Genomic DNA, 18313 nt, shown 5'->3' with positions numbered 1-18313 from the left:
CTTATGCTTTTATATTTATTGTTGATGCAAAAATTTCATTTTGTACTTTTATACTAGTAGCATTTGCTTGGTATGCTATAGGAATAGGTATTTGTTCTGTAATAGACTTTATTAAATCAGGAGTTACTTCTTGTGTAACTTCTTCATTGCTTGTATTTGCATATGTTTTTGGATTTGCAATATTTTTAGCAGAATCATTAAGTTTGAGTTCTTCTAATCTCATTGCTCCAAGATTACTATTTATTTCCATAATGTGTCCTTTCGAACGATATACTTAATTTTATCTAAATTTTATAATAAAAAGCAAATATAATTTTTACTTGGTTTAATAATTATTTTAATATAATAGAAATAATGAAAAAACGTATTTTTGACTCAGTTAGTTTTAAATTGGTATTATTGTTAATAACTATAATAATGATGCTTGTAATGGCTAGTTTTATATTCAACTCACAAATTGAAAATTTAAAAAAACAAATTGATAAAATATATTTTGGGAACTTTATCCCTGTTACAAATCTTCAAAACATATCTTCAAGCTATAAAGACATGATTATATGTCTCCAAAATAGAGAAAAACTTTGTTCAATTAAAAAAAGTCAAAGAATAATTCAATCAAATTGGAATGCTTACTTTAAAGCATATAAAACTATACAAGAGCGAAAAGTTGTTGATTCGATAGATGAAGATATAAAAGTTTCGTTTATGGATAAAAACAATATGAAATATACAATTATGATTCAAAAAGTAAATTTTTTAATTGAATATGAAATAAATAATGCAAGAAAACAAAGAAAAGGGTTTTTAAGTAGATATGAAGATATGAAAAAGCTACTTTTTTATAATATCATTGCTTTAGTTATTTTCTCTTTTGCTATTTTTATTTACTTAACATATAGTATTATTAAAAAAGATAACCATCTAACAATATTAAACAAAAAATACAAAATAGAATCTATAACAGATTCTATGACAATGTTATATAATAGAGGGTATTTTGATACAATATTTGATAGTATTCCAGTTGTATCAAATTCAAACAAATGGCAAACAGCTTTTATAATGTTTGATATTGATTTTTTCAAACAATATAATGACACTTATGGTCATGATATGGGAGATAAAACCCTAAAAGCAGTTGCAAATGAATTGAAAAAATACTTTAACAAAGAGTATGAATATGTTTTTAGGTTAGGTGGAGAAGAGTTCGGTGCCATATTATTTGATGTTGACAAAGAGATTTTAGAAAATTGTTTAAGTGCAATTTTAAAACTAGTTGAATTTTTGAAAATAGAGCACAAAGAAAGTAAAGCAAATAAATATGTAACAGTATCTATTGGAGCTGTTATTTATGAACCAGGTTCAAATCTATCTACAAATAGATTGTATAAACTTGCTGATGAGAAGTTATATAAATCTAAACAAAATGGTAGAAACCAATATACAATATAAAGGAAAATTTTGGGTTTTTTATTTAATAAATATAATCATTTTAATCTAGCTAATTTAGCTACATTTTTTAATATAGGTGCTGGTATATTAGCAATATATTTTATAACACATGGACAGTTTTTTGGTGCAGCACTTTTTGCTTGGATAGCAGGTGCTTTTGATATAGTTGATGGGAAAATTGCAAGAAAATATAGCTTATCTACCGAGTTTGGAATTCAGCTTGACTCTTATGCTGATTTTTTATCTTTTGTTATTGTTCCTAGTATGTTTATTTATTTTGCAATAATTGATGGTAAAGAGTTAGAATTAAATACAGTACTTGTATTATTTACTTTTATATATTACATAATTTCAGGGCTTAGAAGATTGATAAAGTTTAATATAGATGCACAAGAAGGTCAAGTTGAAAAATATTTTACTGGTATTCCTACACCTCTTGGGGCTATTTTACTTTTTGTTGTGTATCTTGTTTGGTTAACAGGAATTTTACCTGAAACTATAGTTTTAATATCTATGATTATTATAGGTTATTTACTTAATTCAAAAATTAAAATACCACATCCTTAATGAGAAATGTTGTATCCATAGATTTAGGTTCTAACTCTTTTAGAACCTTACTTTATGATGGTTTAAATCATAAAATCATAGATGAGTATCAAGAGGTCGTAGGCATGGCTGATGGACTAATTGATACCAAAAGAATTTCAATTGAAGCTCAAAATAGAGTAATAGAAGCTGTTAAAAAATCAATAGAAAAGCTCAAATTTAATCCAAAAGATGCTGTTTGTGTTACAACTGCAGCGATGAGAATGGCAGAAAATTCTAGTGAAGTATTAAAAAGATTTAAAGATGAATGTAATCTTGATTTTAAAATAATAAATGGTGACGAAGAGGCAAGATTGACTCTTTTGGCTATTAAGTATGCTTTAAAAAGAGAAAAAAAAGAGTCTGAACATTTTGCTTTAATTGATATTGGTGGTGGTTCAACAGAATTGATTATTAATAACGGAAACGAATATTTTGCAAAAAGTTTTGATATTGGAATTGTAACCTTATCTCAAAAGTATAAAAATAATCAAAAAGAATTATTAAATGAATTAGATGGAAGAAAAGAAGAGATTACTCTTTTTATTGAAAGTTTAAATATCAACTTAGATAAGTTTAATTTTGTAGCAACTGCTGGAACACCTACGACTATTGCTGCAGTTAAATTAGGATTAAATTTTAATAACTATGATAGAAATCTTATAAATGGAACCCAATTAACTCTTGATGAAATAGAAGATTTTTTACATAAATTTAGAACTTTATCAAAAGAAGAAATATTTGATTTAGTTGGTGGGGGAAGAACTGATTTTATCGAGTCTGGTGTATTTATTTTTAAATTATTTTACACTATTTTAAATAAAGATAAGTCAATAGTTTTTGATGATGGGTTAAGAGAAGGTGTAGCAATAGATCATGCTTTGAAATTATCCAAGTAATTTTGAAGTTTGCTCTTGAATAATATGGGCTTGAGACGCTGCTAAATTTCCTAATTGACTCATTATATTTGTTTTTGAGAAGTTATTAAAATCAGAGCCAAAACTCAAATCTTTTAATTTACTATTTTCTTTTAGTAAATTTATTTGTTCGTTTAATGTTCCTCTTGCAACTTGTTTCATTTCACTATTCATTTTTGAAAAGTTTTCTGTAAATGCTTCACTTTTATTTAGTGCTTCATCTAAATTTTCTAATGCACTATTTACATCTTCACTTGAAGATAAAGAGTTAGATTGTAAGCTATTAACTAGCGTTTGAGATATTTCTTTTGTATTTACACCAGTTATTTTAAAATCTTTTTCTTGAGTAACTACATTTATTATTTCATCACCATATTGGTCATCTAAAAGTAGTTTTTTATTAAATCTTGCTTTTTCTGCTTCTTGATTATAGTTATTTAATTGATTTGAAATCTCTTCTGCTGTTTCAAATCTTTTATTTTCATAATCTCCACTACTATCTAGTTTTACTAAGGCATTTCCGATATTTTTTAAGTTGTCTTGTTGTTTTGAGAGGGAGTTCATAGAAATTTGAGTAATTGCGATACCTTCATTTAAATTTCTAAGTGAATGGGATAATTCATCTCTTTTTTTATTGTAAACTTCATGGATAGAGACTTTTAATGCATCTTCATTGTCAACTGCATTAACTGAACCATTAAACCGTGCTTTATCAACATATTGTTTAGGTACATTATTTACGGCAACATTGCTTACACTAGTAAGATTATTTACATCCACTTTGGAACTCCTTAAATTATCACAGATTATATTAGAAAAATAATAAATTTGCCATTAAACACAAAAGTGCTAGAAAGTGCGCTTTAAAGATGTATTAAACTAAATTTTTGTAGAATAAATACCTATTTTACAATGGAGAAAAGTATAATGAAAATGACAGGCGCAAAAATGGTAACAGAATCATTAAAAAATGAAGGGGTAGAAGTTGTATTCGGTTACCCTGGTGGCGCTATTATGAATGTCTACGATGAAATTTATAAACAAACACATTTTGAACATATATTGACTAGACATGAACAAGCAGCTATTCACGCAGCTGAAGGATACGCAAAAGCAACAGGAAAAGTAGGTGTTTCTATAGTTACATCTGGACCTGGATTTACAAATGCAGTTACTGGATTAGCTGATGCTTATATGGATTCTATTCCTTTGGTTGTAATTACAGGGCAAGTACCAACTACAATTATCGGTACTGATGGTTTTCAAGAAATTGATGCAGTTGGAATTTCTAGACCTTGTACTAAACATAACTATTTAGTTAATAAACTTGAAGATTTACCAAGAATTATTAAAGAAGCATTTCATATAGCTAGTACTGGAAGGCCAGGACCAGTTCATGTTGATATTCCAAAAGATATTACAGCAGAAGTTGGAGATTATATCTATCCAGAAGAGGTTAATTTACCAACTTATAAGCCAACAGTTAATTATAATAAAAAGCAATTAAAAAGAGCAATGCAAGCTATTGCAAAAGCTAAAAAGCCATTGCTTTATATTGGTGGTGGAGCGATTTTATCAAATTGTGCATATGAAATAAGAGAATTAGCAGAGAAACTAAATATTCCTGCTGTTGAAACACTTATGGCAAGAGGAGTTATGGGGCATACAAACCCTTTATTGCTTGGAATGTTAGGAATGCATGGTGAATATGCAGCTAATATGGCAGCTCATGAAACAGACTTATTGATTTCTTTAGGTGCTAGGTTTGATGATAGGGTTACTGGAAGACTTGATGAATTTGCAAAAAAAGCAAAAGTTATTCATGTGGATATTGATCCAGCTTCTATTGCTAAACTAGTACATACAAATTTTCCAATAGTTGGAGATTTAAAAGTAACTGTTCAAGGGATGATTGATTCAATTGGTGAGTTTGAATTTAATGATTATACTAATTGGGTAGCATTATTACGAGATTATAGAGTTCAACATCCTCTAGCATTTAAAGACTCTGATGTTAAAATTAAACCACAATGGCCAATAGTAAGAGTTGGTGAACTAGTTGGAGATAATGCAATTATTTCAACTGATGTTGGACAACATCAAATGTGGTCAGCACAGTTTTATCCATTTTCTTATCCTCGACAATGGAATACTTCAGGTGGACTAGGAACTATGGGATTTGGATTACCAGGTGCAATGGGTGTTGCAAAAGCAAGACCTGATAAAGTTTCTATAAATTTTACAGGTGATGGTTCTATTTTAATGAATATACAAGAGCTTATGACTTGTGTGGAGCAAAAGCTTCCAGTTATTAATATTATTTTAAATAATAACTATCTTGGAATGGTAAGACAATGGCAAACAATGTTTTATGAAAATAGATTATCTGAAACAGATCTGAGTGCACAACCTGATTTTGTAAAGCTAGTTGAAGCTTTTGGTGGAATAGGGTATAGAGTTACTACTAAAAAAGAGTTCGATGAAGCATTAAAAGATGCCATGGAGAAAAAAATAGTTGCAATGATAGAAGTTATAGTTGATAGAAATGAAGAGGTTTTACCAATGGTTCCAAATGGACATGCGTTAAATGAAATGATGCTTTTAGGAGATAACAATGAATAATTTTAATCACTACTATGATTCAGAAAATGCAAGAAAAGTTATCTCTGTAATTGTTTTAAATGAAAACAATGTTTTATCTAGAATTGCAGGACTTTTTTCAGCCCGAGGATATAATATTGACTCTTTAACAGTAGCTCCAATTAGTGATTCAGAATACTCAAGAATGACAATTGTAACAACAGGTGATAGAAGGGTGATTGACCAAATTGTTAAGCAATTGAATAAATTAATTCCTGTTTTAAGAGTAAATGAACATTTTGATGTTGTAGAAAAAGAGACAGTTCTTGTGAAAATACCAGTTGATCAAAACTTAAGTGATGTGGATGTACTTGCTCGTGCTTATAATGGCTCAATTCAAAATGTTACTCAAGATTGTATTATCATTTCAGCAACAGATGAACCAAGCAGAATTGCAAATTTTGTAAAAGTTATCAAAAACTACAACCCAATTGAAATAGTTAAAAGTGGTGTAGTTGCAATGGAGCGATAAGAGTTTTCTCTTATCGTTTTTTGAATAAAGGATAATGATTTGAAATTAAAAGATATAGCAATCGCATTAGATATAAAATGCGATAGTGAAATAGAAATAAGTGGATTAAACACCTTACTTGACTCAACTCCTGATGAACTAACATTTTTAGAAAACAATAAATATGCAAATGATTTAGAAAAAACTACAGCAGCAGCTGTTTTTGTTAAAAAAGATTTCATTTCAAGAGTTCCTCAAAATACTATTGCACTTGTGTGTGATGAGCCTTATGTTAAACTAGCTCTTGCTTCAAAACTATTTGCACCTAAAGTTGTAGAAAGTGATGGAAAAGATTGTATTGTTGGTGAAAATACTACAGTTATGCCAAATGTTTATTTAGGTAAAAACTCAATTATTGGTTCAAAATGTATTATTATGAGTGGTGCTTATATTGGTGATAATGTAAAAATTGGAAACAATACTATTATTCATCCAAATGTTACTATTTATAGGGATTGCAATATAGGAAATGATTGTATAATTCACTCAGGAACGGTAATAGGTAGTGATGGTTTTGGTTTTGCTCAAAGTAAAGGTAAATATATAAAAATTTACCAAAATGGAAATGTTGAAATTGGAAATGATGTTGAAATAGGGGCAAATACTTCTATTGATAGAGCTGCTTTCAAATCAACAATTATAAGTGATGGTGTAAGACTAGATAATTTAGTGCATATTGCTCATAATTGTAAATTGGGAGTTGGGTGTATATTGACTGGCCAAGTTGGATTATCAGGAACAACTACCTTAAATGAATATGTTATCATGGGTGGACAAAGTGCAACTGCAGGACACTTGGAAATTGCACCATTTACAACAATTGCTGCTCGTGGTGGAGTTACAAAAAGTATAAAAGAACCAAAAAAGCAATGGGCAGGATTCCCTTTGTTTGAACACAAAACTTGGCTTAAATTACAAGCTAGAATTTCTAAATTATTATAATAAAGGGTCTCAAATAGTTAAAAAAATATTATCTTTAATATCACTATTTTTAATAGTATATTTTGAGTATGCAACAATTGTATCTGATAAGGTTACTGTTGGAAAAGTAGGCTCTGTTTTTGCTTCATATTCTCATTTATATTTTGGTTATTTATCTTATGTTTATCTTTTTTTGATTATATATCCTATTTATAAAATCAATTTTAAGCATGAAGAAAAAAAAGAGTATTTGAAGTACTTTGGAATATTTATTTTTCTTTTATCTGCACTTATTTTTCAATCTTTAGTTTTTACAAAAGCAGATAGACTCTCAGGCTTGATTGGAGATGGGATTATTGATTCATTATTCCCTTATATTGGTTTTGCTGGGCTATGGTTATTAGTCTTAATAGGCTTTTTGATTACATTTTTAATATTTGTAGATGGAAAAGAGATTAAAACAGTCAATGTACAAAAAATAGCTTCAAACATAAAAAAAGATGTAGTTTTATTTCAACCCAAAAATAATGACTCAAGAAGAGAAAAAAGAAGAGAAAAAGTAACAGTTAAAGAAGTAGGTGACACGGCTGAAATTTTAATTATCGAAGAAGATAAAAAAGAAGATAAAAAATCTAAGAATGATAATACTGAAAATATAGTAGAGACACAAGTTAGTGAAAATATTGAAGAAAAACACTCTATTATGGTTGATGAATTAGAAGAGAATAAAAAATTACAAGATGAAATAGAAGTTGGAGAATCAGAAAAACCAAAAGATTTTAAACTACCAAGTAGTAACTTCTTTCAAACTCCTCCTAAAATAGCAACTTCTAAAGTAAATGAAGAGATAATTGATAGAAAAATTGCTGATTTATTAGAAAAACTTTTGATGTTCAAAATTGAGGGTGATGTAGTTAGAACTTACACAGGGCCTGTTGTTACAACTTTTGAGTTTAAACCTGCACCCCATGTAAAAGTATCAAAAGTATTAAATCTTCAAGATGATTTAGCAATGGCTCTTAAAGCTGAAACTATAAGAATTCAAGCTCCTATTCCTGGTAAAGATGTAATTGGTATAGAAGTTCCAAATGAAAACATGCATGTGATTTATTTAAAAGAGTTACTTGATAGCGAAATATTTAATAAAGCAACTTCTCCTTTAACTATGATTCTAGGGAAAGATATAGTTGGTAAACCATTTATTACAGATTTAAAGAAACTTCCTCATTTACTAATTGCGGGAACTACAGGTTCTGGGAAATCAGTTGGATTAAATGCAATGATTCTTTCACTTTTGTATAAAAATTCACCTGATAATTTAAAACTTATAATGATAGATCCAAAGATGTTAGAGTTTTCTATTTATAATGATATTCCTCATTTATTAACTCCTGTTATAACAAAACCTAAAGAGGCAATTACCGCTTTGTCTAATATGGTTTTAGAAATGGAAAGACGATATACATTAATGTCTCAAACAAAAACTAAAAATATCGAAAACTATAATGAAAAATCAAAAAAAGAAACATTTGATCCTTTACCATATATTGTAGTTATTATTGATGAGTTAGCTGACCTTATGATGACAAGTGGAAAAGATGTTGAGCTTTCTATTGCAAGACTTGCACAAATGGCAAGAGCTAGTGGGATTCACTTGATTGTTGCAACCCAAAGACCATCAGTTGATGTTGTTACAGGATTGATTAAAGCGAACTTACCAAGTAGGATTTCATACAAAGTAGGGCAAAAAGTAGATTCTAAAATCATACTTGATGCAATGGGTGCAGAGTCTTTACTAGGACGAGGAGATATGTTATTTACACCTCCTGGAAGTTCAGGACTTGTAAGACTTCATGCTCCATGGTCAAAAGAAGATGAAATAGAAAAAGTTGTTGACTTCTTAAAATCACAAAGAGAAGTTGAATATGATATGAATTTTGTCAAAGATAAAGATGGTAATGGAACTGCAATTTCAAGCGGTGATATGTCATCTTTAGATGAACTTTATGAAGATGCTAAACAAGTTGTATTAACTGATAAAAAGACTTCTATATCATATATACAAAGAAAACTAAGAATCGGTTACAACAGAGCGGCTACAATTGTAGAACAACTTGAAATGACAGGTGTCTTATCAGAAGTTAATGCAAAAGGGAATCGAGAGATATTACTTTAATTATTAAATAATAATTGAAATTTATTATTATTTTAATAATCATTGTGTTATTATATTAATTATATTAAGACTAAGGAGTATGTTATGAATACAAGTATTGTAGGAAGACACATAGAATTAACAGATGCGATAAAAGACTATGTAAATAGTTCAGTAGAAATTTTTAAAAAGTATAACTTAGATATTATTTCAGTTAATTCTATTATTGATAAAGAAGAGAGAAATAGTAAACCTGTATTCGTTTTCGAATTTACAATCAATGTAGCACATTTAGATACAATTGTTGTAAAACAAAAAGATAAAGATTTATATTCTGCGGTTGACATTGCAGTTGATAGAGTTTCAAAAGTATTAAGAAGACACCATGATAAAGTAAGTACTCACAAAGCTACTAAACTTTCAGAAGTTGTTTCTACAGAAATTGAAGATGCAATTGCAAATGAATTAGATAGACTTGAAGCTGAAATAATTCCAGTTAGATTGACTTCATACAAACCAATTGATATTGAAGAAGCATTAATTGACTTAAAATCTTCTGGTTCTGCATTTAAAGTTTTCTATGACAAAGATGATAATATGAGAGTATTATATAAAACAAGTGACGAAGGAAAATTTGGTTTATACTAAAATTTTTTAACGAATTATTAAAAAAGGGTGTTAGTCTTGAGGCTAACGCCCTTTTTTTTGTTATAATACGAAATTGAAAAAATTAGGAAATAGATGCAAGTAATTAATAGTAGAGATGAATTAAAAAAAATAGCACTAGTGGGACAACCAAATGTTGGTAAAAGTTCACTATTTAATAGAATAGCAAAACAAAGAATAGCAATAGTATCAGATCAAGCAGGAACAACAAGAGATATTAGAAAACATGAAGTAGAGATATTTGATAAAAAAGCATTGATGTTAGATACAGGTGGTATTGATGAAACAAATGATGCAATCTTTTCAACAGTAAAAAGAAAAGCTGTAGAGACTGCAAAAGAGGCTGATATAATACTTTTTATGGTAGATGGTAAAAAGCTTCCAGATGAAAAAGATAAAGAATTATTTTATGAGCTTCAAGCTTTAGGAAAAAAATTAGCTTTAGTTGTAAATAAAATCGATAATGATAAAGAAAAAGAGAGACTTTGGGAGTTCTTTGAATTTGGTATTAAAGATGAAAATCTTTTTGGAATATCTGTTTCTCATAATAGAGGTACAAAAGATTTATTTGATTGGGTTTATAATGTATTACCTGAATTACCAGAGAGTGAAGTTATTATAAATAGAGAAATCTTAGATGAAAATGATGCTGAATATGCTGAAGGAGAATATCCTTTAGAAGATGAAATAGTTGAAGAAGAAGTAGATGATAATAATATTAAAGTAGCTATTATTGGTAGAGTTAATGTTGGTAAATCATCTATTCTTAATGCTTTGATTGGACAAGAAAGATCAGTAGTTTCTCCAATAGCAGGAACTACAATTGATCCTGTTGATGAATCTTTTGAATATAAAGATAAAAATATTACTTTTGTTGATACAGCAGGTTTAAGAAGAAGAGGAAGTATTGAAGGAATTGAAAAATTTGCTTTAATGAGAACTAAAGAGATGCTTGAAAAAGCAAATTTAGCTTTAGTTGTTTTAGATGCTTCTTCTGAATTAGTTGATTTAGATGAAAAAATTGCTGGATTAGTTGATGAGTATGGATTAGGAACAATAATTGTTTTAAATAAATGGGATGAGAATATGGATACATTCCAAAAAATACAAGAAACTATTAGAAGCAAATTTAAATTTTTATATTATGCTCCAATAATTGCAGTATCTGCAAAAACTGGTAGAAGTATTGATAAGCTAAAAGATAAATTAATTGAAATTTTTGAAAATTATAGTCAAAGAATTTCTACATCTGAACTAAATAGAATAATAGAACATGCACTAATCAGACATGCACTTCCAAGTCCAAATGGTGCATATTTAAGAATATATTATACAACACAATTTGAGACTAAACCTCCAAGAATTGCACTTATTATGAACAAACCAAATTTACTGCATTTCTCATATAAAAGATATTTAATAAATATCTTAAGAGAACAACTAAACTTTGAAGGGACACCTATTCATATTTTAACTCGTAAAAAAGGTCAAAGAGAAGAGGACGAAGAGACAAATTAATAAACAAAGGGTAAGTTTTTGTTTAAAAATATTAAAAATGATATTTTAGGGGGAGTAACTGCAGCAGTTGTAGCTTTGCCATTAGCTTTAGCTTTTGGAGTTGCAAGTGGAGCAGGGGCTGAAGCTGGTATTTATGGAGCCATTATACTTGGTTTTTTTGCAGCTTTATTTGGTGGAACACCAACTCAAATATCAGGACCAACTGGTCCTATGACAGTTATCACAGCTGCTGCTATAATCGCTTTTAAAGATGATTTAGCTTCAGTTATGACGGTGATATTTTTAGCAGGATTAATTCAAATCTCTTTTGGTATTTTTGGCATTGGGAAATGGATTAAATTTATTCCTTATCCTGTTATTTCTGGATTTATGACTGGAATTGGTATTATTATCATCATTTTACAAATCAATCCTTTTTTAGGAGTTGATGGTCATGGTTCTGTAATTCAAACTTTAATAGAAATTCCAAATACCTTTCAGTTAGCGAATAATGACTCTTTAATAATTGCTTATCTTACACTAATAATTATGTTTTTAACTCCTAAAGTTATTACAAAAATTATTCCTTCTGCCCTAATTGCTTTAATAGTTATGACATCTTTTAGTATTTATTATGGATATGACATTAAAGTAATAGGTGAAATCCCAACATCTTTGCCTAATTTTGTTTTACCTTTTAATTTTGATATTTTAAAATTAAAAGATATTTTAATGTATGCTCTTACCTTAGCTTTATTAGGAACAATTGATACTTTACTAACATCCTTAGTAGCAGATTCTATGACTAAAACTAAACATAGACCAAATAAAGAGTTAATAGGGCAGGGAATTGGTAATTCTTTATGTGCTTTTGTTGGAGGAATTCCAGGAGCAGGGGCTACGATGAGAACTGTAATTAATATAAAAAGTGGAGGAGTTACCAGAATTTCTGGAATGACTCACTCTATTATGCTTTTAATTACTGTTGTCTTTTTTGCTAAATATGCTTCACAAGTTCCTTTGGCTGTTTTATCTGGAATCTTGATAAAAGTTGGTGTTGATATTATTGATTATAGATTTTTTAGAATCATGAAAGTCTTGCATAAAAATGACATACTAATTATGATTACCGTTTTATTATTAACTGTATTTGTTGATTTAATTATGGCAGTTGGTGCAGGTATTACTTTTGCAGCAATATCAGCTGTTTATAAAATATCAAAAGAGACAAGAATTCAAACAATAAAATCGTTCAAAGATAGTCCTTTTGATATAGATATTGATAATAATGATATAAGAATATTAAGAATTGATGGAGCTTTTTTCTTTGGAAGTGCTATGATACTTGAACGAAGAATAAAGAAAGTTTTAAAAGCTAAATATATTATTATTGATTGTAGGGATATACCCTTTTTAGATATTTCTGCAATTATTACAATTGAAGAAATCATTAACTTATTAAAAGATTATAATATTGATGTTTCTTTAGTCGTAAAAGAAAGAGATAGAAGAAGACTTGTAAAGATTGAAGATAGTGAGATATTTAAAAGTACCCATATTTATAAGAATATGGATTTTGCAATAAATAAAATTCAAAAAGAGAACCTACAAATAAATGAATAATATAATTTTACTTTCAAATGCAAAATATGAAGGGGTAGAAAATTTTCCGGTATTTGATATAGAGTATTTAGATATAAATATAAATTTGAAAGAATATGATTCTTTGATTTTTACATCAAAAAATGCGATTTATGCCCTTGATAAAGCCTCTTTACCTTGGACTACTTTAGATTCATATGCCATTGCTAAAAAGACTTCTAATATTTTGAAAAAATATAACTCAAATGTGGTTTTTACAGGTGTTTCTTCCCATGGAGATAACTTTGCTTATGAATTAATTCCTTTATTAAAAAATAAAAAAGTTTTATATGTAAAAGGTGAAAAGAGTGTTTCAAAATTATTTAACATTTTGAAAGATAATAAAATAAATGTAGAAGAACTAGTAGTTTATAAAACTATTTGCAATAAAAAAGATTTAAAAGTTCCTGCTTTAAAATCAATTATAATTTTCACTTCCCCTTCTTGTGTGAAGTGTTTTTTTGACAAAATAGCTTGGGATGAGACTTATAAAGCTGTGGTAATAGGAAATACAACTGCAAAATATATGCCTAAAAATATAAAATATAAAACTTCTCCTACTCAGTCAATTGAAGCATGTATTGAACTTGCAAAAACATTTCAATAAAATTAATCTTTAATTCAATCATAATTAGATAAAATAATACTATCTAAGTAGTTCGGGATTTCCATCGTTGAGGGTCCGATACTGTTTTTTTGTGCGTAATGTAACGATATGGTGTGCAGCGTTTGCTTTTAGTATTTCTGCTCCTAAAATATTAGTTCTTATGTGCTAGAGTTGGCTTTTAGGGCCGGTTTGATGGTTAACGGCTACTTGGATAACTTACAATTATTAAGGAAAATCATAGTGAATATTTTAATACTTGGTAGCGGTGGTAGAGAGTACTCTATTGGATTAGCTATATCTAAAGAGAATAAACACGATATATATTTTATGCCAGGAAATGGGGCTACACAGAATTTAGGTACTAATATAAATATTAAAGATTATAAAGAATTAGCTTTATGGGCAAAAAATAATAAAATAGATTTAACAATTGTTGGACCAGAAGCTCCTTTAGTAGATGGAGTTGTAGATATTTTTAAAGAGAATGATTTAACTATTTTTGGACCAAGTGCTGCAGCTGCTAGACTTGAAGGTTCAAAAGTTTATATGAAAAATATATTAAAAAAATATAATATTCCAACAGCTGCATTTATAGAAACAAGTAATGAAAATGAAGCTCATAGTTTCATTGATAATATGGAAAATACACCAATAGTAGTAAAAGCAGATGGACTATGTGCAGGGAAAGGCGTAATCATTGCCCAATCAAAAGATGAAGCAAAACAAGCAGTTTCAGATATGCTAAGCGGTGAATCTTTTGGAGATGCTGGAAACTCTGTTGTTGTAGAAGAGTTTTTAGATGGTTATGAATTATCAATTTTTGCCATTTGTGATGGTGAAAACTATAAAGTATTACCAGCTGCCCAAGATCATAAGAGAATAGGGGATGGTGATACAGGACCAAATACTGGTGGAATGGGAGCATATGCTCCAACTCCTTTAGTAAATGATGACATTTATAAGAAAGTTGAAGAAAGAGTTATTAAACCAACTCTAGAAGGAATGAAAAAAGAAGGAGCTCCATATGAAGGTGTTCTTTTTATAGGTGTTATGGTAGTAAAAGGTGAACCAATTATATTAGAATATAATGTAAGATTTGGAGATCCTGAGTGTGAAATTTTGATGCCATTATTAGAAACTCCTGTTTCAGAACTTTTTTACAAAGGTGCAACAAAAAATTTAAAATCACTTGATATTAAAATAAAAGATGAGTTTAGTGTTGGTGTTGTTATGGCTAGTAAAAATTATCCATATAGTTCAAGTGAGCCTGCTGAAATAATAGTAGATGAAATAGTAGATGAAGATATTTTAAATAATACACATATCTCATATGCCGGAGTTGAAAAAGAAGATGATAAACTTTTTGCAACAGGTGGAAGAGTTTTAGTTTGTGTTGGGTTTGGTACAACAATAAAACAAGCAAGAGATAGAGCTTATGCACTTTGTGGGCAAGTTCATTTTGCTGGCAAAAAATGTAGAACAGATATCGCATATCAAGCATTAAAGTAGTTTTATGATAGATAAGCAAACAAACACTGATAATTTTGAACTTGCAACAATTAATTCGAGGATAATAGCATTTATAATTGATGATATGCTAATTACCTTTATTGTATTAGCCATATTTTGGGATACAATTACTAATAATGGTAGTGATTTAACTACAGTTTTAATTCTAATGAATAAATTTGTTTTTCAAGTTTTAGTTTTAAAGTTTGTTTATCAAACATTTTTTGTATGGTATTATGGTGCTACACTTGGTAAAATAGTAGCAAAGATAAGAGTTATTGATTATGATGACTTTTCTAAAATTAGTTTGATACAATCTGCGTTAAGATCATTTGGTAGAATTTTAAGCGAAATGTTTTTTTATATTGGCTTTATATTCGCATTTTTTAACGATGGTAAACAAACATTTCATGATAAAATTTCAAAAACATTGGTTGTAAATGCATAAAACACTTCTAATTTTGCCAATACTTCTTGGTAGTTTATATTCAAAAGATTTTCAAAAAGAAAAACTTCAGATATTGTCTAATGATTTAAATAGTAAAGATAATATAGTAATAGCAAATGGTGATGTAGTAATATTTTCTCCTAAGTATTATATATCTGCACAAAAAGTAATTTATGATAAGGAAAAGGGTACTTTAGAACTTTTTGATGATGTTGTAATTTTAAAAGATAATATAATTCAAACCCAAAGTGATTATGCTTTTGTTGATTTAAATGATGAAAATGTAACAGAAAATCCAATACTTCTTTTAGATAATAAATCACAATTATGGGTAACTTCCCATGAAGCAAATAAAGAAAAAGATTCTTATCATTTTAAAGATTCTATTATGTCAAGTTGTGATTGTATTGATCCTGCCTGGAATATAAGGTTTTCTAGTGCAGATTATGATACAAAAGACCAATGGTTAAATGCATATAACGCTAGACTTTATATAAAAGATATTCCAGTAATGTATACTCCTTATATAGGATTTTCAACAGATAAAACTAGAAGAACTGGACTTTTACGACCAACAGTTGGGTATTCATCAAGTGAAGGTTTTTTATACTCTCAACCAATTTTTATAGCTCCACAAGACAATTATGATATTGAACTTATTCCACAAGTGAGACTAGATAGAGGGTATGGGATGTATGCATATTACAGATATGCTGATTCTCCAGATTCTATTTTGAAAATAGGAAGTGGTTATTTTAAAGAAAAAGATGATTATGTTACAAAAAATTCTTTAAGAAATGATAATCATTTTGGTTGGAGTGTTGATTATATAAGAAATAGTATTTTTAGTGGAAATGAGAGTGATGATGGATTGTATGCATCAATCAAATGGTTAAACGACATTGAATATTACAACTTAGAAGATAATAGTCAAAAAAATTCATCAGTTGAGAAAAAAGTAGAGTCAAAAGTTAATTATTATTATAAAAATAGTGATTACTATTTTGGAACATATTTAAGACATTATATGGATACAGATTTAGATTCTAATAAAACTACATTACAACAATTACCACAGGTACAACTACACTCTTTTAGTGATAATTTATTTTTAGATAAACTTCTATATTCGGCTGATTTACAATCTACAAATTATACAAGACAAACAGGAATAGATGCTGTAAAAACTGATTTAAATGTTCCTATTTCTTATAGCTTTTCTATGTTTGATGATTATTTAAGAGTAATTTTACAAGAAGAAGTTACTGTCTCAAAAATCAATTACTCAAATGGTAATAGTAATTATAAAAATGCTACTTTTTTAGAGAATAGACATAAAGTTACATTAAATACTAACTTAGTAAAAAAATATGATAATGGAATTCATACAATTAACTTTAATACAGATTTTGTAATACCAAATGTTGTAAAATCTAAAGGTGATATTTATCCATTAACTAATACTTCAAGTGAATTATCTCCTTTTCCTTTATCAAAAACAACTAAAACCATAACTTTTTCACTAAATCAGTCATGGACTGATATTGAAGACTTAAAAGAGATAATTAATCATAAAATTAGTCAATCAGTAATTTATGATGACTTTAATAATACAGAGCTAGGTGATTTAGAGAATGAAATTAGATATAATTATTTCTTAGGAAGTATTTCAAATAGAATGGTATATAGTAATTTAGATAATAAATTAACAGAATCATCTACAAGTTTTTCATTTAACTATGAAAACTATTTTTTTAATGCAACACATTATATGTCTAAGAATACTCCAAATTCGGGAAAAGAAGAGCTATCATCTTATACTTTAAATACAGGATTTACTTTTTATAAAGATTATAAGTTTACATATGAAGAAAATTACAATATAGAAAAAAAACTTAGAAATAAACAAGCTTTTATTCTTGGGATTAATGATAAATGTTGGAGTTTAGACTTAAGTTATATTAAAGAAATAACTCCATCTTCTTCAACAATAAGAAACTCTAGAAGACAAGATATAGTTTTTCTTGAGTTAACGCTAAAACCAATTGGTGGGTTAAAACAACAATATACAGTTAAAGAGGATAATAAGTAATTGAATGATTTTGAAGTAAAATGCAGTGGAAGTAAAATATATTTTAGAAATAGAGAAGATGCTGCTAATAAATTAATTGAAATTTTACCAATAGAAAAGATGAGATTAGAAGATTGGACAGTTGTTGCTTCATCTTTTGGTGGATTTTCAATTGCTAAAATAATTGCAAAAAAATTAGATGCTCAGTTTAAAATACTTTTTACTGAAAAAGTATTAGCTCCAAATAATGAAGAGTGTGAAATTGCAATTGTAACAGAGAGTGAAGAGGTTGTAATTCATGAAGAACTAGCCCGTTCTTTTGATTTAAGTTTAGATTTTATTTATTCAAAGTCAAAATATGTATATGAAAGTATGATTTTAAATAAATTAAGTAAATTTAGATCAGGAGAAAGAATAAAAGATATTAAAGATAAAAATATTCTTCTTGTTGATGAAGGATTAAATACAGGGCTTACAATGATGGCTTGTATTAAAACAGCTATTAATTTAGGTGCAAAATCAGTTTCAGTTGCAATTCCTATACTACCAAATGCTAGTATACAAACAATTGAATCTATTGCTGATGATTTGTATTATGTAGAAAGTTTAGATCATTTTATCTCAATTAATTATTATTATAATGAGTTAGAAGAGGTAACATTTGAAGATATTAAAAATATAAAGGATAAATAA

17 protein-coding genes are annotated in these 18313 nt (G+C 28.1%); 15 read left to right on the top strand and 2 right to left on the bottom strand.

Features of this window, described 5'->3' with window-relative positions; genetic code table 11:
- Window position 1: 1 nt before the first annotated feature.
- Window positions 2-250 carry a hypothetical protein gene (locus tag LXN10_RS15265; RefSeq protein ID WP_375723836.1) on the bottom strand — a complete coding sequence of 83 codons (249 nt, stop codon included), beginning with the start codon at window positions 248-250 and terminating at the stop codon, window positions 2-4.
- Window positions 251-354: 104 nt separating this feature from the next.
- On the opposite strand from LXN10_RS15265, the gene LXN10_RS15260 reads away from it, so the two are divergent.
- The 3 genes from LXN10_RS15260 to LXN10_RS15250 are packed head-to-tail and all read left to right on the top strand — an operon-like array spanning window position 355 to window position 2936.
- Complete coding sequence (locus LXN10_RS15260; RefSeq protein ID WP_375723835.1) at window positions 355-1452, top strand: diguanylate cyclase domain-containing protein; 1098 nt, start codon at window positions 355-357, stop codon at window positions 1450-1452.
- A 9-nt stretch (window positions 1453-1461) separates the two neighbouring features.
- On the top strand, window positions 1462-2019 hold the full coding sequence (locus LXN10_RS15255; protein ID WP_375723834.1) for a CDP-alcohol phosphatidyltransferase family protein: 558 nt from the start codon (window positions 1462-1464) through the stop codon (window positions 2017-2019).
- Window positions 2019-2936, top strand: coding sequence for a Ppx/GppA phosphatase family protein (locus tag LXN10_RS15250; RefSeq protein WP_375723833.1), 918 nt, complete (start codon window positions 2019-2021; stop codon window positions 2934-2936). Before LXN10_RS15255 ends, LXN10_RS15250 begins: the two co-directional genes overlap by 1 nt.
- On the opposite strand, the gene LXN10_RS15245 is transcribed toward LXN10_RS15250, so the two are convergent.
- The gene (locus LXN10_RS15245; RefSeq protein ID WP_375723832.1) at window positions 2925-3734 is read right to left on the bottom strand and encodes a hypothetical protein; all 810 of its coding nucleotides are present in this window, start codon (window positions 3732-3734) and stop codon (window positions 2925-2927) included. The genes LXN10_RS15250 and LXN10_RS15245 overlap by 12 nt on opposite strands.
- 147 nt (window positions 3735-3881) lie before the next feature.
- Between LXN10_RS15245 and LXN10_RS15240 the strand changes: the two genes are divergently transcribed.
- The 12 genes from LXN10_RS15240 to LXN10_RS15185 all read left to right on the top strand — a co-directional run bounded on the left by LXN10_RS15240 (window position 3882) and on the right by LXN10_RS15185 (window position 18313).
- Window positions 3882-5576 (top strand): acetolactate synthase large subunit, encoded by a 1695-nt coding sequence (locus LXN10_RS15240; protein WP_375723831.1) that lies wholly within the window; start codon window positions 3882-3884, stop codon window positions 5574-5576.
- Window positions 5569-6066, top strand: a complete 498-nt coding sequence (ilvN, locus tag LXN10_RS15235; RefSeq protein WP_013135582.1) for an acetolactate synthase small subunit — start codon at window positions 5569-5571, stop codon at window positions 6064-6066. Before LXN10_RS15240 ends, ilvN begins: the two co-directional genes overlap by 8 nt.
- Before the next feature lie 39 nt (window positions 6067-6105).
- A complete protein-coding gene (gene lpxD, locus LXN10_RS15230; RefSeq protein ID WP_375723830.1) occupies window positions 6106-7047 on the top strand; it encodes a UDP-3-O-(3-hydroxymyristoyl)glucosamine N-acyltransferase in 942 nt (313 codons plus the stop codon).
- 13 nt (window positions 7048-7060) lie between these two features.
- Window positions 7061-9202: an FtsK/SpoIIIE family DNA translocase gene (locus LXN10_RS15225; protein ID WP_375725347.1), complete on the top strand. Its 2142-nt coding sequence runs from the start codon at window positions 7061-7063 to the stop codon at window positions 9200-9202.
- Between the two features lie 84 nt (window positions 9203-9286).
- Window positions 9287-9829 (top strand): ribosome hibernation-promoting factor, HPF/YfiA family, encoded by a 543-nt coding sequence (gene hpf / locus LXN10_RS15220; protein WP_375723829.1) that lies wholly within the window; start codon window positions 9287-9289, stop codon window positions 9827-9829.
- A gap of 93 nt (window positions 9830-9922) precedes the next feature.
- Complete coding sequence (gene der / locus LXN10_RS15215; protein WP_375723828.1) at window positions 9923-11365, top strand: ribosome biogenesis GTPase Der; 1443 nt, start codon at window positions 9923-9925, stop codon at window positions 11363-11365.
- A gap of 18 nt (window positions 11366-11383) precedes the next feature.
- Complete coding sequence (locus tag LXN10_RS15210) at window positions 11384-12967, top strand: SulP family inorganic anion transporter (RefSeq protein ID WP_375723827.1); 1584 nt, start codon at window positions 11384-11386, stop codon at window positions 12965-12967.
- Complete coding sequence (locus tag LXN10_RS15205; RefSeq protein WP_375723826.1) at window positions 12960-13592, top strand: uroporphyrinogen-III synthase; 633 nt, start codon at window positions 12960-12962, stop codon at window positions 13590-13592. The genes LXN10_RS15210 and LXN10_RS15205 overlap by 8 nt, the downstream gene beginning before the upstream one ends.
- Before the next feature lie 240 nt (window positions 13593-13832).
- Window positions 13833-15101, top strand: coding sequence for a phosphoribosylamine--glycine ligase (gene purD, locus LXN10_RS15200; protein WP_375723825.1), 1269 nt, complete (start codon window positions 13833-13835; stop codon window positions 15099-15101).
- Between the two features lie 4 nt (window positions 15102-15105).
- Window positions 15106-15549 (top strand): RDD family protein, encoded by a 444-nt coding sequence (locus tag LXN10_RS15195; RefSeq protein WP_375723824.1) that lies wholly within the window; start codon window positions 15106-15108, stop codon window positions 15547-15549.
- Window positions 15542-17641: an LPS-assembly protein LptD gene (locus tag LXN10_RS15190; protein ID WP_375723823.1), complete on the top strand. Its 2100-nt coding sequence runs from the start codon at window positions 15542-15544 to the stop codon at window positions 17639-17641. Before LXN10_RS15195 ends, LXN10_RS15190 begins: the two co-directional genes overlap by 8 nt.
- Entirely contained in the window at window positions 17642-18313 is a 672-nt protein-coding gene (locus tag LXN10_RS15185; protein ID WP_375723822.1) for a phosphoribosyltransferase, read from the top strand.

The sequence above is a fragment of the Arcobacter iocasae genome, assembly GCF_042214795.1.
In the GTDB taxonomy this organism is placed as follows: domain Bacteria; phylum Campylobacterota; class Campylobacteria; order Campylobacterales; family Arcobacteraceae; genus Arcobacter; species Arcobacter iocasae.
This window is presented reverse-complemented; position numbering and strand designations above follow the sequence as displayed.